At 74.5% G+C, this 22,887-nt stretch carries 19 protein-coding genes and 2 pseudogenes; 13 read left to right on the top strand and 8 right to left on the bottom strand.

The window, feature by feature from the left end:
• Positions 1-207 precede the first annotated feature (207 nt).
• The 3 genes from ACJ9NR_RS06230 (at position 208) to mug (ending at position 3,355) form a co-directional block, all read left to right on the top strand.
• Complete coding sequence (locus ACJ9NR_RS06230) at positions 208-990, top strand: SGNH/GDSL hydrolase family protein (protein WP_412489315.1); 783 nt, start codon at positions 208-210, stop codon at positions 988-990.
• Positions 991-1,370: 380 nt separating this feature from the next.
• The gene (gene purB, locus ACJ9NR_RS06235; protein WP_412489314.1) at positions 1,371-2,813 is read left to right on the top strand and encodes an adenylosuccinate lyase; all 1,443 of its coding nucleotides are present in this window, start codon (positions 1,371-1,373) and stop codon (positions 2,811-2,813) included.
• Positions 2,814-2,866: 53 nt separating this feature from the next.
• Positions 2,867-3,355 (top strand): G/U mismatch-specific DNA glycosylase, encoded by a 489-nt coding sequence (gene mug, locus ACJ9NR_RS06240; protein WP_412489313.1) that lies wholly within the window; start codon positions 2,867-2,869, stop codon positions 3,353-3,355.
• A gap of 13 nt (positions 3,356-3,368) precedes the next feature.
• Here the strand turns inward: mug and ACJ9NR_RS06245 are convergent, their stop codons facing one another.
• Positions 3,369-3,764 carry a hypothetical protein gene (locus ACJ9NR_RS06245; protein WP_412489312.1) on the bottom strand — a complete coding sequence of 132 codons (396 nt, stop codon included), beginning with the start codon at positions 3,762-3,764 and terminating at the stop codon, positions 3,369-3,371.
• A gap of 339 nt (positions 3,765-4,103) precedes the next feature.
• Between ACJ9NR_RS06245 and ACJ9NR_RS06250 the strand changes: the two genes are divergently transcribed.
• The gene (locus ACJ9NR_RS06250) at positions 4,104-5,261 is read left to right on the top strand and encodes an ROK family protein (protein WP_412489311.1); all 1,158 of its coding nucleotides are present in this window, start codon (positions 4,104-4,106) and stop codon (positions 5,259-5,261) included.
• A gap of 63 nt (positions 5,262-5,324) precedes the next feature.
• On the opposite strand, the gene ACJ9NR_RS06255 is transcribed toward ACJ9NR_RS06250, so the two are convergent.
• A complete protein-coding gene (locus ACJ9NR_RS06255) occupies positions 5,325-6,086 on the bottom strand; it encodes a GntR family transcriptional regulator (protein WP_412489310.1) in 762 nt (253 codons plus the stop codon).
• Between the two features lie 156 nt (positions 6,087-6,242).
• Positions 6,243-7,163 (bottom strand): RNA polymerase sigma-70 factor, encoded by a 921-nt coding sequence (locus tag ACJ9NR_RS06260; RefSeq protein ID WP_412489309.1) that lies wholly within the window; start codon positions 7,161-7,163, stop codon positions 6,243-6,245.
• Between the two features lie 192 nt (positions 7,164-7,355).
• On the opposite strand from ACJ9NR_RS06260, the gene ACJ9NR_RS06265 reads away from it, so the two are divergent.
• On the top strand, positions 7,356-8,204 hold the full coding sequence (locus ACJ9NR_RS06265) for an alpha/beta fold hydrolase (RefSeq protein WP_412489308.1): 849 nt from the start codon (positions 7,356-7,358) through the stop codon (positions 8,202-8,204).
• Between the two features lie 477 nt (positions 8,205-8,681).
• Here the strand turns inward: ACJ9NR_RS06265 and ACJ9NR_RS41735 are convergent.
• Positions 8,682-9,116 (bottom strand): annotated as a pseudogene (locus ACJ9NR_RS41735) (EamA family transporter); the annotation flags it as partial.
• Between the two features lie 46 nt (positions 9,117-9,162).
• Between ACJ9NR_RS41735 and pdxR the strand changes: the two are divergent.
• The 5 genes and pseudogenes from pdxR to ACJ9NR_RS06295 all read left to right on the top strand — a co-directional run bounded on the left by pdxR (position 9,163) and on the right by ACJ9NR_RS06295 (position 16,858).
• A complete protein-coding gene (pdxR, locus tag ACJ9NR_RS06275) occupies positions 9,163-10,635 on the top strand; it encodes a MocR-like pyridoxine biosynthesis transcription factor PdxR (RefSeq protein ID WP_412489307.1) in 1,473 nt (490 codons plus the stop codon).
• Between the two features lie 205 nt (positions 10,636-10,840).
• Positions 10,841-12,424, top strand: coding sequence for an alkaline phosphatase D family protein (locus tag ACJ9NR_RS06280; RefSeq protein WP_412489306.1), 1,584 nt, complete (start codon positions 10,841-10,843; stop codon positions 12,422-12,424).
• Between the two features lie 138 nt (positions 12,425-12,562).
• Positions 12,563-12,742, top strand: a pseudogene (locus tag ACJ9NR_RS06285) (SWIM zinc finger family protein); the annotation flags it as partial.
• A gap of 56 nt (positions 12,743-12,798) precedes the next feature.
• Positions 12,799-15,459 (top strand): DUF7824 domain-containing protein, encoded by a 2,661-nt coding sequence (locus tag ACJ9NR_RS06290; RefSeq protein ID WP_412489305.1) that lies wholly within the window; start codon positions 12,799-12,801, stop codon positions 15,457-15,459.
• Positions 15,460-15,574: 115 nt separating this feature from the next.
• Positions 15,575-16,858 carry a GNAT family N-acetyltransferase gene (locus ACJ9NR_RS06295; protein WP_412489304.1) on the top strand — a complete coding sequence of 428 codons (1,284 nt, stop codon included), beginning with the start codon at positions 15,575-15,577 and terminating at the stop codon, positions 16,856-16,858.
• 19 nt (positions 16,859-16,877) lie between these two features.
• Here ACJ9NR_RS06295 and ACJ9NR_RS06300 read toward each other — a convergent pair whose 3' ends face one another.
• The gene (locus ACJ9NR_RS06300) at positions 16,878-18,056 is read right to left on the bottom strand and encodes a trans-sulfuration enzyme family protein (protein WP_412489303.1); all 1,179 of its coding nucleotides are present in this window, start codon (positions 18,054-18,056) and stop codon (positions 16,878-16,880) included.
• Between the two features lie 59 nt (positions 18,057-18,115).
• On the opposite strand from ACJ9NR_RS06300, the gene ACJ9NR_RS06305 reads away from it, so the two are divergent.
• The gene (locus tag ACJ9NR_RS06305; RefSeq protein ID WP_412489302.1) at positions 18,116-18,607 is read left to right on the top strand and encodes an Lrp/AsnC family transcriptional regulator; all 492 of its coding nucleotides are present in this window, start codon (positions 18,116-18,118) and stop codon (positions 18,605-18,607) included.
• A 33-nt stretch (positions 18,608-18,640) separates the two neighbouring features.
• The gene (locus tag ACJ9NR_RS06310; RefSeq protein WP_412489301.1) at positions 18,641-20,332 is read left to right on the top strand and encodes a DUF885 domain-containing protein; all 1,692 of its coding nucleotides are present in this window, start codon (positions 18,641-18,643) and stop codon (positions 20,330-20,332) included.
• Positions 20,333-20,355: 23 nt separating this feature from the next.
• Here the strand turns inward: ACJ9NR_RS06310 and ACJ9NR_RS06315 are convergent, their stop codons facing one another.
• From ACJ9NR_RS06315 to ACJ9NR_RS06325, 3 genes are all read right to left on the bottom strand, one after another.
• Positions 20,356-21,201, bottom strand: coding sequence for an SDR family oxidoreductase (locus ACJ9NR_RS06315; RefSeq protein ID WP_412489300.1), 846 nt, complete (start codon positions 21,199-21,201; stop codon positions 20,356-20,358).
• Positions 21,202-21,269: 68 nt separating this feature from the next.
• Positions 21,270-21,806 (bottom strand): immunity 21 family protein, encoded by a 537-nt coding sequence (locus ACJ9NR_RS06320; RefSeq protein WP_412489299.1) that lies wholly within the window; start codon positions 21,804-21,806, stop codon positions 21,270-21,272.
• Between the two features lie 47 nt (positions 21,807-21,853).
• Positions 21,854-22,330: a rhodanese-like domain-containing protein gene (locus tag ACJ9NR_RS06325; RefSeq protein ID WP_412489298.1), complete on the bottom strand. Its 477-nt coding sequence runs from the start codon at positions 22,328-22,330 to the stop codon at positions 21,854-21,856.
• Between the two features lie 94 nt (positions 22,331-22,424).
• On the opposite strand from ACJ9NR_RS06325, the gene ACJ9NR_RS06330 reads away from it, so the two are divergent.
• Positions 22,425-22,871 carry an Lrp/AsnC family transcriptional regulator gene (locus ACJ9NR_RS06330; protein ID WP_412489297.1) on the top strand — a complete coding sequence of 149 codons (447 nt, stop codon included), beginning with the start codon at positions 22,425-22,427 and terminating at the stop codon, positions 22,869-22,871.
• Positions 22,872-22,887: the final 16 nt, after the last annotated feature.

A 22,887-nucleotide genomic window follows, 5' to 3' on the forward strand; every position in this document is an offset into this window, starting at 1 on the left:
CGCGGACGTAGGCACGGCGAGAGCGGGCACGGGCACGGCGGACGCGGGCACGGCGCAGGCACGGCGAGCGCGGGCACGGGCACGGGCACGGCGAGAGTGGGCACGGGCACGGCGGACGCGGGCACGGCGCAGGCGCGGCGGGCGTGGGCGCGGGTGGTCGGGCCGACCGACCGGCGGGTATGGAGCCGGGATACCATCGCTGTCGCCATGCAGAAGAACCCCACTCACACCAGCCTGGTCGCGGTCGGCGACTCCTTCACCGAGGGCATGTCGGACCTGCTGCCGGACGGCTCCTACCGGGGCTGGGCCGATCTCCTCGCCGGACGGATGGCGGCGGTCACGCCCGGCTTCCGCTACGCCAACCTCGCCGTGCGCGGCAAGCTGATCGGGCAGATCGTCGACGAGCAGGCCGACGTGGCGGCGGCCATGCGGCCCGACGTGATCACGCTGGTGGGCGGACTCAACGACACCCTGCGGCCCAAGTGCGACATGGGGCGCGTGAAGGCCCTGCTGACCGAGGCCGTGGAGCGGCTGGCCCCGGCCTGCGAGCAACTGGTGCTGATGCGCAGCCCCGGCCGCCGCGGCCCTGTCCTGGAGCGCTTCCGGCCGCGCATGGAGGAACTGTTCGCCACCGTCGACGAGCTCGCCGCCCGCCACGGCGCGGTGGTCGTGGACCTCTACGGGGCGCCGTCGCTCGGCGACCCGCGCCTGTGGGACGTCGACCGGCTGCACCTGACGGGCGAGGGGCACCGCAGGGTCGCGGAGGCGGTCTGGCAGGCGCTCGGCTACGCCCCCGAGGACGCCGAGTGGCACACGCCGATGGCGATGACCCCGCCTCCGGGATGGGCCAGCCGGCGGGCGGCGGACGCCCGCTTCGCCCGGCGGCACCTGCTGCCGTGGATCGGCCGCCGGCTGACGGGCCGCTCCTCGGGCGACGGACTCCCGCCGAAACGGCCCGAACTGCTGCCCTACGAGGGCCCCGCGACGTAACGGCTGCCCTACCAGGGCCCCGCGACGTGACGGCCGGCCCCGACCACCCGGGTGAGCGGCGTCGGGCCGCGGCGCTTCGGGTGTCGTGGGTGGTGCTGAGGCCGTACAGCAGGTGCCGGGGCAGGTCCCGGCACCCGGAACGCCGTTCGCGCCGAGGTCCCGGCGAGGTACCGGGCGTACCTTCTGCAGCGCCCCGGCCTGCTGGAGCCGGCACGTATCGTGCGCGCAGGACCCCGGCCCGCCGGTGCGCGCCCGGGCCATGCCACCGGGACGTGCTCGCGGAGCCGGCGGACTCCCGGGGGCGGTGACGTGGGTCTCGTAGCTTCCGACAACGCGGCCGCGGCGCTGGCCTGCACGAATCGCCAGTAGAATCCGTCCACGTGACTCCTGCGCCCGCCAAGCCCCGCATCCCGAACGTCCTCGCCGGACGCTACGCCTCCACCGAGCTCGCCACGCTCTGGTCGCCCGAGCAGAAGGTGAAGCTGGAGCGGCAGCTCTGGCTCGCCGTCCTGCGGGCCCAGAAGGACCTCGGCGTCGAGGTGCCCGAGGAGGCGATCGCCGACTACGAGCGCGTCCTCGACACCGTCGACCTGGCCTCCATCGCCGAGCGCGAGAAGGTCACGCGGCACGACGTGAAGGCGCGGATCGAGGAGTTCAACGCCCTCGCCGGGCACGAGCACGTGCACAAGGGCATGACCTCCCGCGACCTCACCGAGAACGTCGAGCAGCTGCAGATCCGGCTCTCGCTGGAGCTGATGCGCGACCGCACGGTGGCGGTGCTGGCACGGCTGGGCAGGCTCGCCGGCGAGTACGCCGAGCTGGTCATGGCCGGCCGCTCGCACAACGTCGCCGCGCAGGCCACGACGCTCGGCAAGCGGTTCGCGACGGCCGCCGACGAACTGCTGGTCGCCCACGGGCGGGTCGAGGAGCTGCTGGGCCGTTACCCGCTGCGCGGCATCAAGGGCCCGGTGGGCACGGCGCAGGACATGCTGGACCTGCTGGGCGGGAACACCGCCCAGCTCTCCGAGCTGGAGGACCGGATCGCGCGCCACCTCGGCTTCTCCCAGGCGTTCACCTCGGTCGGCCAGGTCTACCCGCGCTCGCTGGACTACGAGGTCGTCACCGCGCTGGTGCAGCTGGCGGCGGCGCCGTCGTCGCTGGCGAAGACCATCCGCCTGATGGCCGGGCACGAGCTGGTCACCGAGGGCTTCAAGCCGGGCCAGGTCGGCTCCTCCGCGATGCCGCACAAGATGAACACGCGGTCCTGCGAGCGTGTCAACGGCCTGATGGTGATCCTGCGCGGCTATGCCTCGATGACCGGCGAGCTGGCGGGCGACCAGTGGAACGAGGGCGACGTGTCGTGCTCGGTGGTGCGCCGGGTGGCCCTGCCCGACGCGTTCTTCGCGCTGGACGGCCTGCTGGAGACGTTCCTGACGGTGCTCGACGAGTTCGGTGCCTTCCCCGCGGTGATCGCCCGCGAGCTCGACCGCTACCTGCCGTTCCTCGCCACCACGAAGGTGCTGATGGGGGCGGTGCGCTCGGGCGTCGGCCGCGAGGTCGCCCACGAGGCGATCAAGGAGAACGCCGTCGCCACGGCGCTCGCGATGCGCGAGCGGGGTGCCGAGCGCAACGACCTGCTCGACAAGCTGGCCGCCGACGAGCGGCTGCCGCTCGACCGCGAGCAGTTGGCGGCCCTCATGGCCGACCGGCTGTCCTTCACGGGCGCGGCGGCCGACCAGGTCGGTGTCCTCGTCGGCCGGATCGAGGAGCTCGTCAAGCGGCACCCGGAGGCCGCGAATTACACGCCGGGGGCGATCCTCTGACCCGCTTCACCCAGGCGGAGCTGGAGGCGGCCCGCGGCCGTCTCGTCCCCGACGTGGTCGCGGACGGCCTTCAGGTGCTCTTCTGCGGCATCAATCCGGGCCTGATGACGGCCGTGACGGGTCACCACTTCGCCCACCCCGGCAACCGGTTCTGGCCGGTGCTGCACCGGTCCGGGTTCACGCCGAGGCTGCTGAAGCCGTCGGAGCAGCGGGAGTTGCTGTCGTACGGGCTGGGGATCACGAACGTCGTGCCGCGGGCGACGGCGCGGGCCGACGAGTTGACGGCCGAGGAGTACCGGGAGGGCGGACGGCGGCTGGCCCTGAAGGTGGCGCGGCTGCGGCCACGGTGGCTGGCGGTGGTCGGCGTCACCGCCTACCGGGCGGCGTTCGGCGACCGCAAGGCCCGGGTGGGGCCCCAGCAGCGGCTGATCGGGGACTCGCGGGTGTGGGTGCTGCCCAACCCGAGCGGCCTGAACGCGCACTGGACGGCGGCGACGATGGCGCAGGAGTTCGGGCGGTTGCGTCTGGCGGCGCAGACCTGAGGCGCGTGAGGCGTCAGAGCGGGGCGTCGTCCGTGGCGGCGGCGAGCAGCCGGACCTCGGCCTCGGGGTCCGTGTCGGCCACGGTGATGACGAGCCAGCGGCCGGCGGGGCTCTTCCAGGCCCGCAGCTCCACGGCCTGGGCGGCGAGGCGCGCCCAGGTCTCGGGTATCTCCTCCCCGCGGCTCATGCGCTCCCGGAGGGTTGCGGTCCCCCAGCGATGCGGATCTCCCCGCCGGGCGGTCACCCGCTCGGTGAGGGCCCCTTCCAGGGCGTAGACGTCGTCCGCGGTCAGGCCGCTCTCCGGGCGGTCGCCGCCGCTCACCGCTAACTCGACTATGCCGTGGCCGGGACCGCTCACGTCCCGGTCCCACAACTCGTCGACGAGGTCGAGGCACTCCACGATGTCCATGCGTCCAGTATTTCGCCCGGCACTGACAATTGGCGGCGTGTCAGATGCCCCTGCGCCGCACGTTCCGCGCCCCGCCGGCGACACGGCCCCCGCCCACGGCACCGCCGCGCCAGTCCCCGTCCGCGCCCCGCGGCGGAATCCCACGCTCCGGCAGCGGCGCCCGGCCGAAGCCGTACGGGAAACGCACGCACCGGTGCCCCTGCTCCGCGCGTCGACCGCACCGATCGGGACCGACGCGGGCGGCACCCGGCGAGGCGGTCGGGCCGCCCGGCACTCGCCGGGGTCGGCCGTGCCGAGTACCATCCGGCCAACACGCGCACGAGCTGGGAGGACGAGACCTTGGGGCAGCTGACCGGCGGGGATCCCTCGCTGCTGCGCAGGATCAACTCCGCTGTGGTGCTGCACGCGCTGCGTGCCACGGACGCGGCCACACTGACCGAGATCACCCGGCTGACCGGGCTGTCCCGGCCGACCGTCGAGGGCGTCGTCGAGGGCCTCATCGAGGCGGGCTACGTCGTCGAGAAGGCGGCCGACGAGAGCCTCGTACGGCGGCAGGGGCGGCCGGCCCGGCGCTTCCGGTTCCGGGCCGAGGCCGGGCATCTGCTGGGTCTGGACATCGGGTCCCACCGGGTCGCCGCGCTGCTGGCCGACCTCGACGGCCGGGTGATCGGCTCGGCGAGCAAGGACGTCGCCGAGTCGGCGCCCGCCGAGGAGCGGCTGGACCGGGCGCGCACGACGGTGGCGGAGCTGCTGCGCCGGGCCGGGGTCCCCCGCGGCTCGCTGCGGGCCGTGGGGGTCGCCTCGCCCGGGATCGTCGAGGCCGACGGCACCGTGCGGCTGTGCGCGGCGCTCCCCGAGTGGACGGGGCTGCGCCTGGGCGAGCGGCTGAGCCGGTCCTTCAAGTGCCCGGTGCTGGTGGAGAACGACGCCAACGCGGCGGCGGTCGCGGAGCACTGGAAGGGCGCGGCCGGCGAGTCGGACGACATCGTGTTCGTGCTGGCCGGACTGAGCCCGGGGGCCGGTTCGCTGATCGGCGGACAGCTGCACCGGGGGTACGGCGGGGCGGCCGGCGAGATCGGCGCGCTGCACCTGCTGGGCCGCGAGGTGACGCCCGAGACCCTGCTGTCCACCACGGACGAGCCGCTGCACCCGCTCGACGAGCAGGCCGTCGCCGAGGTCTTCGCGCAGGCCCGCGAGGGTGACCGGCGCGCCCGCGCGGCCGTCGAGCGCTTCATCCAGCGGCTCGTCCACGATGTGGCCGCCCTGGTCCTGGCCCTCGACCCGGAGCTCGTCGTCATCGGCGGCTGGGCGTCCGGCCTGGACGGCGTGCTGGACCCGCTGCGCCGCGAGCTGGCGCGCTACTGCCTGCGCCCGCCGAAGGTGACGCTGTCGCTCCTCGGGGAGGCCGCGGTGGCGACCGGTGCCCTGCGGCTGGCTCTCGACCACGTGGAGGAGCAGCTGTTCGCGGTGGAGGGCACGGTGACGGCGCGGCGCTGAGGGGCCTCGCACGGCGCCGTGCCCCGGAGCGCGGCTCCGGGGCACGGCGGGCGGGTCAGAGGTTCAGGACGCCTGGCGCTCGGGTGCCTGGTGGATCTCCACGCCGCCGGAGTCGCCGAAGGTGAGCCGGCAGGTGTCCGCGCGGTACGTCGCCACCGAGAGTGCCGCGGTGCGGCCCTCGGCGAGGAAACGGGTGGTGACGACGAGGACGGGCGCCCCGGGGAGGCGGTCCAGTTCCCTGGCGTCGTCCGCGCGCGCGGAGCCCAGCTCCACGGAGCTGTCCCGGCGCTCCAGCTCCAGCCGCTGGAGCTCGCGCAGCACCGCACGCGCGCGTGCGGGTCCGGACGGCGCGTCTATGCCCGACAGGTCCGGGACCGAGGACGCCGGGACGTAGAGCAGCTCCGCGGCGACGGTCTGGCCGTGGGACGTGCGGGAGCGGCGCACCGTGTGGACGGCCTCGTCCGGGGCGGTCTCCAGCGCCGCGGCGACGGCCGCGGGCGGGGCCGCCTGTGCGCAGTCGGCGGCCTGCCAGACGTCGTCGGCGGCCCCCGGCCAGGTGTGCTGCTCCGTGCCGACCGCGACGCCCACGCGCGGCGGGGCGACGGTCGTGCCGACACCGCGGCGGCGCTGCAGCCTGCCCTCCAGCTCGAGCTGCTCCAGTGCCTGACGGAGCGTGGCCCTGGCGACTCCGAAGCGGGCGGCCAGGTCGCGTTCGTTGGGCAGGATCTCGCCCACGGAGAACTCGGAATCCAGTGCCTCGCTGAGCACGGTCTTGAGGTGCCAGTACTTCGGTTCCGGCACCGACTCCAACTGCGTGGTCCCCACCCTGTCCTCCGCAATCGCCGTGATCCGGCGGCGTTTTGGCGCCCTTGTTTATTAAAGGTTGTTGCACTTATCTGCGACCATAAGGCGGCCCAAACCCTTGGTCAAGACCAATCCTGGATCCCGGTGGGCGCGGCGGGGGCACCCGCCGCGCGGCGTTCACACGGCGTTCGCCCCGTGGCCGCCGCCTCCGGTGCGGGAAGCGGCCAGGGAGAGCAGCTTGTCCGGGTTGCGGATGACGTAGACCGACTGGATGCGGCCCTGGTGGACGTCCACCTGGAAGACGGTGTCGGGCTTGCCGGCGGACAGCACGACGACCGCGACGCCGCCGTTGAGCTCCATGAAGCGGAAGGACGCGTCCGGCACGCCCTTGCGCGCGGTCCCGACGAGGAAGCGGCCCACCTTGTCGCTGCTCTCGAGGACCCGCAGCGGAGCCTTGGACTTGCCGCCGCTGTCGCCCACGAGGCGCACGTCGGGCGCGAGCAGCGCCATGAGCCCCTCCAGATCGCCGCCGCTCGCCGCGGCGAGGAACCGCTCGGTCAGCTCGCGGCGCCGGGCGGGATCGACCTCGTAGCGCGGCCGCCGCTCGTCGACGTGCCTGCGGGCCCGGCCGGCCAGCTGGCGCACCGCCGCCTCGCCGCGGTCGAGCATGGCGGCGATCTCGGCGTACGGGTAGCCGAACGCCTCCCGGAGCACGAACACGGCCCGTTCCAGCGGCGACAGCGACTCCAGGACGACGAGGACGGCCAGCGAGACGGAGTCGGCCAGCACGGCGCGCTCGGCGGTGTCCGCGACGGTGTCCCCGAAGTCGGTCGCGTACGGCTCGGGCAGCCACGGGCCGACGTACGTCTCGCCCCGTGCCTTGACCTGGCGCAGGCGGTCGATGGCGAGGCGCGTGGTGACGCGCACCAGGTAGGCGCGCGGCTCGCGCACCTCGCCGCGGTCGGCGCCGGACCAGCGCAGCCAGGCGTCCTGGACCACGTCCTCCGCGTCGGCCACCCGCCCGAGCATGCGGTAGGCGACGCCCATCAGTACGGGGCGGTGCTCTTCGAAGACGTCGGTCCCGGTATCGGTGGTCACGGTCCCATCCCATGCGACGCGTGTGGACATGTCCAGGGGAATTCCGCGTGTCCCGGAGCGGAAGGGCCCGCGGGCGGCCGGCGGCCGGCGCTTCGGCTCCGGGTCACCGGCGCGGAGGGCTACCCGTCGGTAGCAACTGCTGACAAGCTGTCCGCAGCGCGTCCGTCAGCAAGCCCCGTCCGAGGAGCACCCATGTCCGCCACCGTCTCCTTCGAGGTCCCCTCCCCACGCGGCCCGCGGCCCGTGACCGTCTCGTACAGGCGCGTGGGCAGCGGCGAACCGCTGCTCCTGCTGCACGGCATCGGTCACCACCGGCAGGCCTGGGACCCGGTGGTGGACATCCTCGCGACCGAGCGCGACGTGATCGCCGTGGACCTGCCCGGTTTCGGCGTCTCCCCCGGTCTGCCGGACGGGCTCGCCTACGACCTGCCCACGACGACGGCCGTGTTCCGGGCGTTCTGCGCGGCGATGGAGCTGGACCGTCCGCATGTCGCGGGCAACTCGCTCGGCGGCCTGCTCGCCCTCGAACTCGGCCGCGAGAGGCTGGTGCGGTCCGTGACCGCGCTGTCGCCGGCCGGATTCTGGTCGGAGAGCGAACGGCGCTACGCCTTCGGCGTGCTGATGGCCATGCGGCGGATCGCGCGACGGCTGCCGCTGCCCCTGGTGCAGCGGCTGTCGCGTTCGGCCGCCGGCCGGACGATGCTGACCAGTACCATCTACGCCCGCCCGGGACGCCGTTCACCCCAGGCCGTGGTCGCCGAGACCCTGGCCCTTGCGCAGGCGACCGGGTTCGACGCGACGCTCCTGGCGGGCAGCACCGTCCGCTTCACCGACGACCTGCCCGGCATCCCGGTCACCGTGGCCTGGGGGAGCCGGGACATGCTGCTCGTGCGCCGTCAGGGGGTGCGCGCCAAGCACATCATCCCGCGAGCGCGGCTGGTGCGGCTGCCCGGCTGCGGGCACTGCCCGATGAACGACGACCCGGCGCTGGTCGCCCGCGTCGTCCTCGACGGCAGCCGCGTCCCCGGGCGCGGCCGCTGAGGCGGTTACCCTGCGGGCCGACGCGCCGGACCCGAGAGCCACCCCGGCACCGACCAGGGCGCTGCCGAGAGCCTGGGCGGCCCCGTAGGAGCCCGTTCCGACGAGCGGGGCGGTAGCGGCGGCGGCGACCGGGATCAGGCCGGAGAACAGCGTCGCGCGCTCGGCGCCGAGCCGTTGCACGCCCATGTACCAGCAGACGAAGCCGATGACGGTGACGACCGCCGCCTGCCACAGCAGCGCGGCGGTCTCGGTGGCGTCGGGGCGCCGCAGCCACGCCGTGCCGTCCGCGAGCAGCCCCGCCGCGGCGGACTCGGCCGCCGCGACACCGCACACCGTGGCCGACAGCAGGCGGGGGCCCAGCGGCCGCAGGACGGGCACCGCGAGGACGGCGAAGCCGACCTCCCCGGCCAGCGCGCAGGCGGAGAAGGCGATCCCCGTGCCGTCCGCGCGCCCCCAGCCCTGCACCGTGAAGGCGCCGCAGGCGACCAGCGACGCCCCGTACAGCACCGTGCGCTGGGGCCCGCGGCCGTCCAGGAGCGGTACCAGGACGGCCACCACCACGGGCGCGCACCCCACGAGGACGCCGGGCACCGCCGGCTCCGCGGTGCGTTCCGCGGCGATCACGGACAGGTTGAAGCCGACCATGCCGACGGCGGCGAGCAGCGCCAGGCGCAGCCACCGGCGCGGCGTGAGCCTCCGCAGCCGCGCCGCCGCGCCCCTGCCCGCCGTCGGCATCAGCAGCAGGCAGGCAAGGCCGTAGCGCAGGAACTGGCCGCCCGCGCGGGGGTAGTGGCCCAGGACGCTGTTCGCGGTGAAGGACCCGCCGACGAGGACACACGCGAGCGCGGCGAGGAGGGCGCCGCGCGTGCTGGTGGCGTTCATGCCCGCGACGCTGGGCCTGGTGGCGTTCATGCCGCGACGCTAGGCGGGGCGGCGGTCCGGTTTAAGGTCCATTCCCATGACGTCATCGGAGACCAATCGGGCCGGGGCCCGCGCTCCCGCAGACGGCGCGCGGCCCTCCCGGGCCGGCTCCCCCGCCTGGGAACTGCTCCTGCCCGCCGCCTCCGCCCCGGCACGCGCGCGTGGGCGCTCGCTGCAGGCGGCACTGCGTGAGGCGGTGCGGACGGGACGGCTGGCGCCGGGCACCCGGCTGCCGTCGAGCCGGGACCTCGCCGCCGACCTCGGGGTGTCGCGGGGGCTGATCACGGAGGCGTACGAGCAGTTGACGGCGGAGGGCTATCTGCGCAGCGGGCGAGGCGCCGGCACCTGGGTGGGCAGCGCCGTGCGGGCCGCGCCGCCGCGCGCGCGTGACCTCGCCCCGCGCTCCTCGGGTGTGCGCGCAGACTTCGTGCCGGGCACACCGGATCTGTCGCTGTTCCCGCGCACCGCCTGGGCCGCGGCACAGCGTTCGGTCCTGGCGGAGCTGCCGCACCACGACCTCGGCTACCCCGATCCGCGCGGGCTGCCGCGCCTGCGCACCGCGCTGGCCGAACTGCTGGCCCGCCGCCGGGGAGTGGTCGCGGACCCGGAGCGGATCGTCGTCGTCTCCGGAGTGGCGCAGGCGACGACGCTGCTCGGATTCGCGCTCCACGCGCGCGGGGTGCGCACCGTCGGCGTCGAGGACCCCGGGAGCCCGCAGCACGACGCGCTGTACGCCTCGGCCGGTGTCACGACCGTGCCGCTGCCCCTGGACGGCGAGGGGATCGTCCCGGGACCGCTCATGGACTCGGGCCTCCGGGCCGTGGTGACGACGCCCTCGCACCAGTTCCCCACCGGGATCGCCTACTCCGCGCGCCGACGCACCGAACTGCTCGGCTGGGCACGGTCGGTGGAAGGGCTCGTCCTGGAGGACGACTACGACGGCGACTTCCGCTACGACCGCGCCCCCGTGGGCGCGCTGCAGGGGCTGGACCCGGAGCACGTCGCCTACACGGGCTCGGTCAGCAAGTCGCTCGCCCCGGGGCTGCGGCTCGGCTGGCTGCTCGTACCGGAGTCACTCGCGGACGAGGTGATCGAGCGCAAGCGCACCATGGATCTCGGCCACCCCACCCTCGACCAGGCGCTGTTCGCCCGCTTCCTCGAACGCGGCGCCTACGACCGCCAGCTGCGCCGCTGCCAGCGCGCCTACCGGGAGCGGCGGGACACGCTCGTGACCGCGCTGGAGGAGCACTTCCCGGGCGCCGGGGTCGCCGGGATCGCGGCGGGGCTGCACGTCATCGCCGCGCTGCCGCCACGGTACGGCCCGCAGCGGGACTTCCTCGCGCGCGTGGCCGCGGCCGGCGTCGCCGTACGCCCGCTGGCGGACTACCGGCACGCGCGTGCCGGGGACGACGAGGAGCGGGGCGTACGGCTGGTCCTCGGGTACGCGCATCTCCCGCCCGCCCGGATCCGGGCGGGCGTACGGCTGATGGCCAGGGCCTCGGAGCGATGAGAGCGGTGGCCGGCGAGGCGTGACGGCGGGTGAGCGGCCCCGCGGGACGACGGCGGCCCGTCCCCGCGCCGCCGCGGCCGCCGGCGACGCGCGTCCGTCGCCTGCCCCGCGGTCCGTTGTTCACGTGCGGTTTCCGTGCGCGCCGCGGCGCACCGGTAGGTGTGGCATCGCACACTGGCCGGATCCCGTCCCCGGAGGCGCAGCCATGTCACACCGTCCGATCCCGGACCGCCGCAGCGTGTTGCGCGGCACCCTCGCCGCGTCGGCGGCGCTCACCCTGCCCACCGCCCTCGGCACCGCCCCGGCACTCGCCCTCTCCGGACGTCCCGAGGCGGGCTGGGGTGTGCAGGCGGGGGACGTCACCTGCGACTCCGGGCTGGTGTGGGTGCGCTCCGACCGCCCGGCCCGGATGGTCGTCGAGACGTCCGCGACGGACTCCTTCCGCACCGCGCGCAGATGGCACGGCCCGCTGCTCGGCGCGGACTCCGACTTCACCGGCACCACCCGGCTGCACGGGCTCCCGGCGGGCGAGCAGATCCACTACCGCGTGCTGCTCGCCGACCCGGACGACCCGCGCCGCACCGGTGAGCCGGTGACCGGGACCTTCCGCACGGCGCCCGCCGGGCGGCGCCGCGACGTGCGGTTCGTGTGGTCCGGTGACCTGGCGGGCCAGGGCTGGGGCATCAACGAGTCCATCGGCGGCTACCGGATCTTCGACGCCATGGCGGGGCTGGACCCGGACTTCTTCCTGTGCAGCGGCGACAACATCTACGCCGACGGCGTCATCCCACCGACCCAGGCGCTGCCCGACGGCAGCCTGTACCGCAACGTCACGACCGAGGAGAAGTCGCACGTCGCCATCACGCTGGACGACTTCCGCGGCAACTTCCGCTACAACCTGCTGGACCGGGCACTGCGCCGGTTCAACGCCCAGGTGCCGAACGTCATCCAGTGGGACGACCACGAGGTCCGCAACAACTGGTACCCGGGCGAGGTGATCGGCTCCGGCACCCCGTACCCGGCCGGCACGCGGCTGGACGACCTGGCGCTGCGCTCCCGGCGCGCGTTCTCCGAGTACTTCCCCATCTCCGCGGTCGGCGGCCGCCCGGACGGACGGATCTACCGTGTCCATCGCCACGGCCCGCTCCTCGACGTCTTCGTGCTCGACATGCGGACGTACCGCGACGCCAACTCGCCCGACGACCAGACGGCCGACCCGCAGGGCATCCTCGGTGCCGCGCAGCTGGAGTGGCTCAAGCGCGAGCTGTCCCGGTCGCGTGCGGTGTGGAAGGTCATCGCCGCCGACATGCCGCTCGGTCTCGTCGTACCCGACGGGGTGGAGGGCCGGCCCGACTTCGAGGCCGTCGCCCAGGGGGACCCGGGCGCGCCGCTCGGCCGTGAGCTGCAGATCGCGGAGCTGCTGCGCCACATCAAGCACCGCCGGATCACCGGCACGGTGTGGCTGACAGCCGACGTGCACTACACCTCGGCCCAGCACTACGAGCCGTCGCGGGCCGCGTTCAAGGACTTCGAGCCGTTCTGGGAGTTCGTCACCGGCCCCCTCAACGCCGGTGCCTTCCCGGCCAACGCGCTCGACGCCACCTTCGGCCCGGACCGGGTGTTCGTGAAGGCGCCGGCGGCGTCCAACGTGTCGCCGGCCGAGGGCTACCAGTTCTTCGGCGAGGTCGACATCGACGGCGGCAGCGGCGAGCTGACGGTGCGGCTGCGCGAGTACGACGGAACCGTGCTGTTTACCCGGACGCTCCGGCCGGGCCGCGTGGGCCAGTGACTCCCGTACCCTTTCCGCGGGCCGCGCACCGGCGTCATCCCCCGGTGCGCGGCCCTCGCGCACCCGCGAACTCGCCGGTTCCGGCGCCGTCTTCGCAGGCCGGGGCCGATTGTCAGTGGTCGCCTCTACGGTCTTTCCATGACGCGATCTCTGCAGGCCGTGGCCTATCGCCGACCCTCCGTGCTGGAAGCGTCGGCGGGTGAGCAGCGCCTGGGGCTGGAGACCTCCCGGGGTGCGACACCCGGCGGCGCCGAGGACCACCCCCGTTTCTTCAGGGGCTTCCTGACGTTCCCTCACGCGCTGGCGGTGCGGATGGTGCGGCGCGGCGCCACCGCGGTGGAGCAGGGCAGGACTCGGGTCGACGGGGGTGTGCGATGAGCGTGCTGACGGACGCGGTGCGGGCGGGGCGGACGGCCGAGGTGGTGAGCCTGCTCGACGAGATGCCCGGTACCGAACGGCGCGCGGTGTTCGCCGAGCTGAAGGCACTGCGCAAGGAGTTGCGCGCGGCTCCCTGGGACGCCGGCTCCCGCCGGGCCCATCCCCCGCTGTACGTGGCCGGGGTGGCCTGCCAGACGGGTGCGGCGGCCGTCGCGGCGTGGATCGCCGCCGCCGACATGCGCTGGTCCCGGACGTCGCCGGCCCTGCTGCTGCGCATCCTGGGCGACCGTGCCCCGGAGTGGCTCGGCGACCTGGCGCACCGGCTGGCGCAGCGTCCCGAGAGTGCCGGGGTGCCGTACGAGCTGATGGCCGGGCTGGTGCGGCTGTCGGGCTGTCCGGTGCCGACGACGGACGCGTACGTCCGGGGCTGGCTGGGTCATGTCGCCGGCACCTGGCAGGGCGAGGAGACGGTGCTGAACCGGCTGCGGCAGGACCCGCATCTGCCCCGGCTGGTCGCCGCGCTCTTCGAGACCGAGGACGTCGGCGGCTTCTTCGGGTGGCTGGCCGGGGACGGCCCGAACAGCTGGTACGGCGCCCTGACGCGGCTCGCCGACGAGGGCACCCTCGATCGCGTGGCCTTGGTCGACGCATGTGTGGCCCGTCTGCTGCGGGGCGGGTCCGCCACCGACCAGCGGGCGTTCCTGCGCCTGCTGAAGGAGCTGTCCCTCACGCCCGGCGAGCAGCGGGAGCGAACCTCCGACTGGCTGGCCCTCGCCTCCGGCGCGGCCTCCCCGGTCGCCTCGCACGCCCAGTCGGTGCTCGGTGGCCTCGCGCTGGCGGGCGAGCTGACGCCACGGCAGGTGGCGGAGATGTCCGACACGGTGCTGTTCCGCCCCGAGAGGAAGCTGGTGCGCGCCCAGCTCGTCCTGCTCGGCAGGATCCTCACCCGGGACGCCTCCAGTGCCGAGACGCTGCTGCCCGCCCTCGCGCACGCCTTCGCGCACGAGGACTCCGATGTGCAGGAGCGTGCGCTCAAGCTGGCGGAACGCCATCTGAAGAAGACCGGATCGGCCGGTGTACGGGCCGGACTCGCGGCCGCCGCCGACCAGTTGATCCCCGCACTGCGCGTACGGGCGGTCTCGGTGCTCGGCGCCGCTTCGGCGGCATCCGAGCCCCCGGTGTACGAGGAGGTGCTGCCCGCCGCGCCGCGGCCGGCGCGGCTGGCGCCCGCGCCCGAATCGGCGGCGGAGCTCGCCGAAGAGGTGGGTGCGCTGATGGCCTCGGAGGGAGACGTGGCCACGTTCGAACGGGCGCTGGACGGTCTGGTGCGCCACGCCCACCGGGACCGGAGCGCTCTGCTCGGGGCGCTGGCGCCGGTGGCCGCCCGCCGCTGGTGGAACAGCACCGACCCCGGGTACGTCCCGCACCCGGACGACCACTTCAGCCGGGCCGACCGCGTCCACACCGCCGCGGACGGACTCGACCTGCTCCTCGCCACGCTCCGCGGACGCGTACGCACCGCGACGCTTCTCGCCGCGGTCCAGCACGGGACGGCGGCCGCGGCCTGTGCGCACAGCCCGCTCTCCCGGGCCTTCGAAGCCCGCCTGTGGGAGGTGGCGTACCGGCTGCGGAGCGACCCGCTGCCGTTCCTGCTGTCGACGCCCACGTGGAGCACGGGCCTGCTGGAGCCGGACGAACTGGTGGCCCGCCTCGAGGCGTACCGGCGCCTCGGCGCGCGGGTCTCGGCGGCGGACTTCGCCCAGGCGCTGCTGCGGGTACGGCGCGCGGACCGGGCCGCGGCCGCGACGGCGGCCGGGCGCGCGGCGGCGCTCGGCACGGCGGAGGGCACGCGGCTGGCCCGGTGGCTGTCCCAGGAGAACCCCGCCCCGCCCGCGCACAGGCGCCGCACGTCGGGCGCCCGCATCCTGCTCGAGCACGGTGAACTCCTGGAGCTGCAGGAGGACTTCCCCGCGGAGTTCCGGCCGCTGGGCCGACCGGTGACCGTCTTCGGGGAACGCTGGTACTGCCACCACTGGAGCGCGGGCCTGCGGGCCCACTGGCTGGGGCTGCTGCCGGAGAGACGTGAGCTGGTGGCGACACGCGTGCTGCGCGACGTGTCCACCGCGGCCGTGGAGGACGTACGGGGCGCCGCCGCCTTCCTGCCCCTGCTGGCCGAGTCGGGCGGCGAGGCGGGCGAAGCCGTCCACCTGTGCCTGGCGTACGGTCTCGGCGCCCGGCAGCCGGAGGACCGGCTCGCCGCCGTGGACGCGCTGCTGACACTGGCGGCGCGTGAACAGCTCGACGGGGGCCGGCTGGGCGCGGATCTGGGGCAGTTGATACGACGCGGGGCCGTGAAGCCCCTCCGGCTCGCGGAGTCGGCCCGCACGGCGGCGGCCACCGGGGCGAACGCCACGGTCTGGGAGATGCTCCGGCACACCCTGCCCGTGCTCCTGGCCGAGCAGGCGGTGGGCGGCACCGGCGCGTCGGCCCGCGGGCTCGGTGAGCTGCTGGCGGTGGCGGCGGAGTGCGCCGAGCGGTGCGGAGCGCGGGGCGAACTGCCGCACCTGGCGCAGACCGCGCGGCGCCGCGGCTCCTCCCGGCTGGTGTCGCAGGCGCGCCGGCTGCGCAGCGCGCTGGCGCCGGAACTGGCCGCTTGACGACTCAACCGTCAAAACTTCGACAAAAGGAACATAGGCATGCTTTACCCATCGGTCACAAAGCGTTCGTGATCACGCAACACCCTTCCTTCACAGTGGCTGCATGAGTCGAGACATGTCTGATGTGACGCGTGCGAAGCAGAGCGGTCCGGTACGGACGTCGGTCCGGGCCGCCGTCGAAGGGCTGCAGACGTGGTGGACACGCCGCCACGGTCATGCGCCGCCGGCGGGCGATACCGGCGCCCGGTCGCTGCCGGTGGAGCAGCAGGCCGGGCCGTCCGCGCAGAGCGCGCTGTGGCGGATGCGGACGACGGTGAAGGAAGAACCGGGGTCACTGGCCGCGCTGTGCACGGCGCTGGCCGGGCACCGGGTCGACATCCTGAGCCTGCAGACGCATCCGCTGGCCGAGGGCACCGTGGACGAGTTCCTGCTGCGGGCTCCGGGTGAACTGCCCGCGTCCGAGCTCTCCCGGGCGGTGTCGCTGGCCGGGGGCGCCGGCACCTGGCTCGAGCGGGCCGACGCCCACGACCTGGTGGACGCGCCCACCCGGGTTCTGGAACTGGCCGCGCGCACCGCCCTGGACGCGGCGGAACTCCCGCTCGCGCTGCGGCAGTTGCTGGGCCGGTGCACCATCCGTCAGCTGCCGGCCGTACCGGTCGGCGGGGGCCGGGCGGCGGCGGTCGTGCCGGACGAGGGGGCACTCGAGGACACGGTCATGCGGCTGCGGGGGCCGGACGGCGGAGTGATCACCGTGGAGCGTCCGTATCCGAGGTTCACGCCCACCGAGTTCGCCCGGGCGCGGGCGCTGGTGGAGCTGGACGCCCGGCTCGGGCCGCGCCTGCCGCGCGGGCAGGACGTGCTGACCCTGCCCGAGGGCAACGAGATCACCCTGCGCCGGGCCGACGAGCGCGACCTGGAGGCCGCGCGGGCGATGCACGAGCGGTGCTCGCCGCGGACGCTCGGCCGGCGCTACCACGGGCCGGTCGGCGACGCGGACCGTTACCTCGGCCACCTGCTCAGCCCGCGCTTCGGCCGCACGCTGGCGGTGCAGACCGCGTCGGGTCGCGTCGTCGGGCTGGGCCACCTGCTGTGGGACGGGGACGAGACGGAGGTCGCGCTGCTGGTCGAGGACAAGTGGCAGCGCCGCGGCATCGGCGGTCAGCTGCTTCAGCGGCTGGTGTCGATGGCTGCCGAGGCGCGCTGCGAGAGCGTGTACGCCGTGACCCAGGCGTCCAACACGGGCATGGTCGCGGCGATGCGCGGCCTCGGGCTCCCCCTCGACTATCAGATCGAGGAGGGAACCCTGGTGATCACCGCCCGGCTGGACGGGTGCCCGGCGCGGGCAGAGCGGGGGGAGCTGACCGGCGCGGGCGAGTTCGGGAAGGCCGAGACGCCGTAGCGCCCGGGGTGTGTGCCGGCTACGGGTTCGCCGCGGCGTGCCGCACGGTTCCCCGGGCCGCCGCGGGAGCGCCGGGGTGCCCCAGCGCTCCGTCCAGGTCGGCCCACAGGTCCTCCACGTCCTCCAGGCCCACCGACAGCCGCAGCAGGCGGTCGCTGACGCCCGCGCCGCGGCGGTCGTCGGCGTCCACGATGCGGTGGCTGATGGAGGCCGGGTGCTGGATGAGGGTGTCGACGCTGCCCAGGCTCACCGCCGGGGTGATCAGCCGGACCGCGCTGATCACCTCGTGGGGGTCGCCGGCCACCTCGAAGGCGATCATCGCACCGCCGATGCGCGGGTAGTGCACGCGGGAGACACGAGGGTCGGCGGCGAGCCGGCGGGCGAGTTCGGCGGCGTTCGCGGAGGCCGCGCGCACCCGCACCGGAAGGGTCGCGAGGCCACGCAGCAGGAGGTAGCCGGCGAGCGGGTGCAGGACGCCGCCCGTGGCGAACCGCACCTGCCGCAGCTGACCGGCGAGCTCCTCGTCGCAGGCCACCACGCCCGCCATCACGTCCCCGTGTCCGCCCAGGTACTTGGTCGCGCTGTGCAGCACCAGCCGTGCGCCCTGCCCCGCGGGCCGCTGCAGCACCGGCGTGGCGAAGGTGTTGTCGGCGAGCAGCGGAACGGACCCGCAGGCATGGGCGACGGCCCGCAGGTCGAGTTCGGCCAGGGTCGGGTTGGCCGGCGACTCGACCAGGACCAGTCCGGTGTCGGGGCGCAGGGCGTCGGTGATCCCGGCGGGGTCGGTCCAGGTCACCTCGGAGCCGAGCAGCCCCGCGGTCAGCAGGTGGTCGCTGCAGCCGTAGAGGGGGCGTACCGCCACCACGTGGCGCAGGCCCGCCGACGCCCGCACCAGCAGCACGGCGCTCAGCGCGGCCATGCCGCTGGCGAAGGCCACCGCGGACTCGGTGCCCTCCAGCCGGGCCAGCGCGGTCTCGAAACGGGCGACCGTCGGGTTGCCGAGGCGCCCGTAGACGGGCGGGCCGTCGGGCTCGGCACCGGTGGTGGCGAAGGCGTCGATCCGGGCGGCCTCGCCCCGGCTGTCGTAGGAGGGGTAGGTGGTCGACAGGTCGATCGGCGGCGCGTGCAGTCCCTGCCGTGCGAGGTCGTCACGGCCGGCATGGACGGCTTCGGTGGCCAGTGCTCTCGTGGAGTCCATGCACGGAGAATGAACAACGACCGGGGCACATGGGCTGAACACCGTGCTACGTTCGGCCCATGACCGAATCCGTCGTATTGGATCCGGTGGATCTCCATCTGCTGCGGCTGCTGCAGAACGACGCCCGGACCACCTACCGCGACCTCGCCGCGCAGGTCGGCGTGGCCGCGTCGACCTGCCTCGACCGCGTGACGCGGCTGCGCCGCGCGGGCGTGATCCTCGGGCATCAGCTCAGGCTCGATCCGGCCAGGCTCGGGCGGGGTCTGCAGGCCCTGCTCTCGGTGCAGGTCAGGCCGCACCGGCGGGAGCTGGTGGGGCCGTTCGTGGACCGGATCCGGGCGCTGCCGGAGTCCCGTACGGTCTTCCATCTCACCGGCCCGGACGACTACCTCGTGCACGTCGCGGTCGCCGACATGGCGGATCTGCAGCGCCTCGTCCTGGACGAGTTCACGTCGCGGCGCGAAGTGGCGCGCGTGGAGACCCGGTTGATCTTCCAGCAGTGGGACTGCGGACCGCTGCTCCCGCCTTCGCCCTCGGCACAATCCACGTGACGTGCGGCGTCCCCTCGTACGAGGATGGACCGCATGTCACAGACGACGAACCCGCTTCCCCGCGAGGTCGCCGACGCCTACGTCGACGACCTCATCGCCCTCGACCCGGTCACCGGTACGTACCTCGGCGTGAAGGAGAGTTCGAGCAGGCTGCCCGATCTGTCGCCCGCGGGCCAGGAGGCGCGGGCGGAGCTGGCACGGCGGACGTTGGCACGGCTCGACGAGGCCGAGCGGCAGCCCGGCGCCGGCAGTGACATCGAGCGCCGCTGCGGCCGCCTGCTGCGCGAGCGGCTGACCGCCGAACTGGCCGTGCACGAGGCCGAGGAGGGCCTGCGCACGGTCGGCAACATGGCCACCCCGGCCCACTCGGTGCGCGACGTCTTCACCGTGACCCCGAACCAGACCGAGGAGGACTGGGCGGCGATCGCCGAGCGGCTGCGCGCCGTGCCCGCGGCCCTGGCGGGCTACCGCGAGTCCCTCTCGCTCGGCCTGGAGCGCAAGCTGTACGCGGCCCCGCGTCCGACGGCCACGTTCGTCGGGCAGCTCACCGAGTGGTCGGAGGGGGACGGCAAGGGCCGCGGCTGGTTCGAGGACTTCGCCTCGGCGGGCCCCGAGGCGCTGCGCGCGGAACTGGACGAGGCGGCCCGCACGGCCACCGCGGCCGTGGCGGAGCTGCGCGACTGGATGCGCGACGTGTACGCGCCGGCCGTCGAGGGCGCGCCGAACACGGTGGGCCGCGAGCGGTACGCCCGCTGGGCGCGCTACTTCAACGGCACCGACCTCGACCTGGACGAGGCGTACGCGTACGGCTGGGCGGAGTACCACCGGCTGCTCGGCGAGATGAAGCAGGAGGCCGAGAAGATCCTGCCCGGGGCGGCGACCCCGTGGGTGGCGCTCGCCCATCTCGACGAGCAGGGCAAGCACATCGAGGGCGTCGACGAGGTCCGGGACTGGCTGCAGGGCCTGATGGACCAGGCGATCGACGAACTGGACGGCACGCACTTCGAACTCGCCGAGCGGGTGCGGAAGGTGGAGTCGTGCATCGCGCCGCCCGGCAGCGCGGCGGCGCCGTACTACACGCCCCCGTCGGAGGACTTCTCCCGTCCCGGCCGCACCTGGCTGCCGACCATGGGACAGACCCGCTTCCCGGTCTACGACCTGGTCTCGACCTGGTACCACGAGGGCGTTCCGGGGCATCACCTGCAGCTCGCGCAGTGGGCCCACGTCGCGGGGAACCTCTCCCGCTACCAGGCGACCATCGGCGGGGTCAGCGCCAACGCCGAGGGCTGGGCGCTGTACGCGGAGCGGCTGATGGACGAGCTCGGCTACCTCACGGACGCGGAGCAGCGGCTCGGTTACCTCGACGCGCAGATGATGCGGGCCGCCCGGGTCATCGTCGACATCGGCATGCACCTGACGCTGCGGATCCCGGCGGACTCGCCCTTCCACCCCGGCGAGAGCTGGACCCCGGAGCTCGCGCAGGAGTTCTTCGGCGCGCACAGCAGCCGCCCGGCGGACTTCGTGGAGAGCGAGCTGACCCGCTACCTCACCATCCCCGGCCAGGCGATCGGCTACAAGCTCGGCGAGCGGGCCTGGCTGCAGGGCCGGGAGAAGGCCCGGGAGCGGCACGGCGCCTCCTTCGACCTCAAGGCCTGGCACATGGCGGCCCTCTCCCAGGGCTCGCTCGGCCTGGACGACCTGGTGGACGAGCTCGCCCGGCTCTGACGCCGGCCCGGGTCACCTCCGGGTCAGCGGCGGAAGCCGCCCTCCGAGTCGATCACCTGCCCCGTGATCCAGTCCGCCTCGTCCGTGGCGAGCCACGCGATGAGGCGGGCCGGGTCGTCGGGCACCCCCCAGCGGCCCCCGGGGAAGCGGGCGGCGACCGCCTCGTGCGTCCTGCCGGTCGCGTAACCGGTGTCCACCGGACCGGGGTTGACGGTGTTCACCGTGATCGCGTGGCCGACGAGGGCGGTCGACAGGGAGCGGGTGATCGACGCCAGGGCGCCCTTCTGGAGGGCGTAGGCGATCTCGTCCGGCATGCCGCCCGCGATGTCCTGGCCGGAGGTCATCATCACGACCCGTCCGCCGGGGGCGCGCGGGGGCAGTGCGGCGCGGTGCCGGGCGTAGGCCTGGACGAGGAGCAGCACCGAGCGGGTGTCGACCGCCCAGTGCGCGTCGAGCATCGCCGCGTCGATCGTGTCGAGGGTGCCGTCGCTGCCGCTGAGGGCGTGGTTGGCGACGAGGACGTCGATCCGGCCGCCGAGCGCCGAGGCGGCCGTGGCGAGAAGTTCGGCGGGCGCGGCCGGGTCGCTCAGGTCGGCGGGTCCCGCGGTGACGTGGGCCGCGGGGTCGGCCAGTGCCGCGCGGACGGAGGCGATCACGTCCGCCGTCCGGTCGCCGCCCCAGGGCATGGCGGTGTCGTGCGGCACGTGATGGTGCAGATGGACGCTCGCCCCGTACGCGGCGAGCCGCCGGGCCACCGCGTGTCCGATGCCGGCGCGTCTGCTCGCGCCTGTCACCAGGGCGGTGCGGCCGCGCAGGGGCAGCGGGTCACGGCGCAGGTCGTCGGGCGCGGGGTGCGGCGGTGGGGGCATGGACGACCATGATGGGGGCCGGCGCCCGGCGCCGCACCTGAATATCCGCGTGTGCCCGGACGGCCGGCTCAGGCCTCGCCGGGCGGCTGGTGCCGAGGCAGCGAGCGCAGTTGTACGAGCCCGAGCCAGGTCTCCGGTCCCGGCCGGGCGTTGGCCGCGCGCACCGCGTACCGGCCCGGTGCCAGCTCCACGCGCAGGCTGTCGGTGCGTTCCGTCTGGTCGCCGGGCCAGGCCGAGTCGAACAGCAGGACCGGTCCGGGCACGTCCCAGTGCACCTCGTCCCCCCACTCCGCCGCGGCCAGGGCGGCCGGTACGCCGGCGAGGAGTTCGTCCTCGGAGTGCGCGGCGCACCATCGTACGAAGGTGCCGTGCGCCGGCAGGAAGGCGGTGGAGGCGGGCTCTTCGCCCAGGACCAGCGCGGCCGAGTCGCCGACCGGGAGCAGCCCTACGACGCCGTCGACCTCGCAGGCCCGGTCGTAGTCGGAGGCGTTCTCCTCCCCGTCGGCGCCCGCCCAGAACGGCAGCACCGTCTCCGGCACCGCGACGAGCGGCCCACCGCCCGACTCCACCCACTCCAGCGCACCGGGTTCCGCGTATCGCACCATGGCGCAGAACCGTACACGCATCAGGAACCCGCAACTCCGCTTTCGTCTCAGCAGCCGCAGTCGTCCGCGTCCGCCGGCGCCGTCAACCGGTCCGGGGCACGGCGTTCGCGGCCCTCCCGGGTCTCGAACTCGAAGCCCTCACGCACCCAGTACTCGAAGCCGCCGAGCATCTCCTTGACCTGGAAGCCGAGTTCGGCGAGGGCGAGTGCCGCGCGGGTCGCGCCGTTGCAGCCGGGGCCCCAGCAGTAGGTGACCACCGGCAGCGACCTGTCGAGGAGCTGCCCGGCCTGCTCCGGGACGAGCGCGGTCGGCAGGTGGACCGCCCCGGGGATGTGGCCCTGGTCCCAGGCCTCGGTCGAGCGGGAGTCCAGGACGACGAACCCGGGGTCGCCGCCGGCCGCGAGCGCGGCGGCGACGTCGGACACGTCGGCGTGGAGGGCGAGACTCGCGCGGAAGTGGGCGGCGGCCTCGGCCGGGGCGGCGGGGGCCGTACGCAGAACGGGATTCACGGTGTCATCGGTCACGTACAGGAATCTATGCCGGTCGCCGGGCCGTCTGAAGCGGGAATTCCCAGGCCTTGGCTTGATCGGCCGGGGTTTTCCCTGCTATCCATCCGGGATGACCACGTTTTCCCCGGACGCCACCGACTGGCGCATCCTCGAGGTCCTCCAGCGCGAGGGCCGCGCCAGCTTCGCCGAGCTGGCCCGTGCGGTCTCCATGTCACCGAGCGCGGTGACCGAACGGGTGCGCCGCCTGGAGGAGGCGGGCGTCATCCAGGGGTACGCGGCCGTCGTCGACCCCGACCGGCTGGGGCTGCCGATCCTGGCGTTCGTACGGCTGCGGTATCCGAACGGCAACTACAAGCCGTTCCACGACCTGGTGGCCGTGACGCCCGAGATCCTCGAGGCCCACCATGTGACGGGCGACGACTGCTTCGTCATCAAGGTCGCCGCGCGCTCGATGCGCCATCTGGAAGAGGTGGCCGGCCGGATCGGCGCGCTGGGCTCGGTGACGACGAGCGTCGTCTACTCCTCGCCGCTGCCCCGGCGGCCCCTCGGCCGCTGATCCGGCCGGCGTCCGG

The organism is Streptomyces sediminimaris (assembly GCF_047049295.1).
GTDB classification, from domain to species: domain Bacteria; phylum Actinomycetota; class Actinomycetes; order Streptomycetales; family Streptomycetaceae; genus Streptomyces; species Streptomyces sediminimaris.

Coding starts and splice junctions, on each gene's coding strand:
- ACJ9NR_RS06230 (WP_412489315.1), top strand. CDS start 208: ATGCAGAAGAACCCCACTCACACCAGCCTGGTCGCGGTCGGCGACTCC.
- ACJ9NR_RS06245 (WP_412489312.1), bottom strand. CDS start 3,764: ATGGACATCGTGGAGTGCCTCGACCTCGTCGACGAGTTGTGGGACCGG.
- ACJ9NR_RS06265 (WP_412489308.1), top strand. CDS start 7,356: ATGTCCGCCACCGTCTCCTTCGAGGTCCCCTCCCCACGCGGCCCGCGG.
- pdxR (WP_412489307.1), top strand. CDS start 9,163: ATGACGTCATCGGAGACCAATCGGGCCGGGGCCCGCGCTCCCGCAGAC.
- ACJ9NR_RS06280 (WP_412489306.1), top strand. CDS start 10,841: ATGTCACACCGTCCGATCCCGGACCGCCGCAGCGTGTTGCGCGGCACC.
- ACJ9NR_RS06290 (WP_412489305.1), top strand. CDS start 12,799: ATGAGCGTGCTGACGGACGCGGTGCGGGCGGGGCGGACGGCCGAGGTG.
- ACJ9NR_RS06295 (WP_412489304.1), top strand. CDS start 15,575: ATGTCTGATGTGACGCGTGCGAAGCAGAGCGGTCCGGTACGGACGTCG.
- ACJ9NR_RS06300 (WP_412489303.1), bottom strand. CDS start 18,056: ATGGACTCCACGAGAGCACTGGCCACCGAAGCCGTCCATGCCGGCCGT.
- ACJ9NR_RS06305 (WP_412489302.1), top strand. CDS start 18,116: ATGACCGAATCCGTCGTATTGGATCCGGTGGATCTCCATCTGCTGCGG.
- ACJ9NR_RS06310 (WP_412489301.1), top strand. CDS start 18,641: ATGTCACAGACGACGAACCCGCTTCCCCGCGAGGTCGCCGACGCCTAC.
- ACJ9NR_RS06315 (WP_412489300.1), bottom strand. CDS start 21,201: ATGCCCCCACCGCCGCACCCCGCGCCCGACGACCTGCGCCGTGACCCG.
- ACJ9NR_RS06320 (WP_412489299.1), bottom strand. CDS start 21,806: ATGGTGCGATACGCGGAACCCGGTGCGCTGGAGTGGGTGGAGTCGGGC.
- ACJ9NR_RS06330 (WP_412489297.1), top strand. CDS start 22,425: ATGACCACGTTTTCCCCGGACGCCACCGACTGGCGCATCCTCGAGGTC.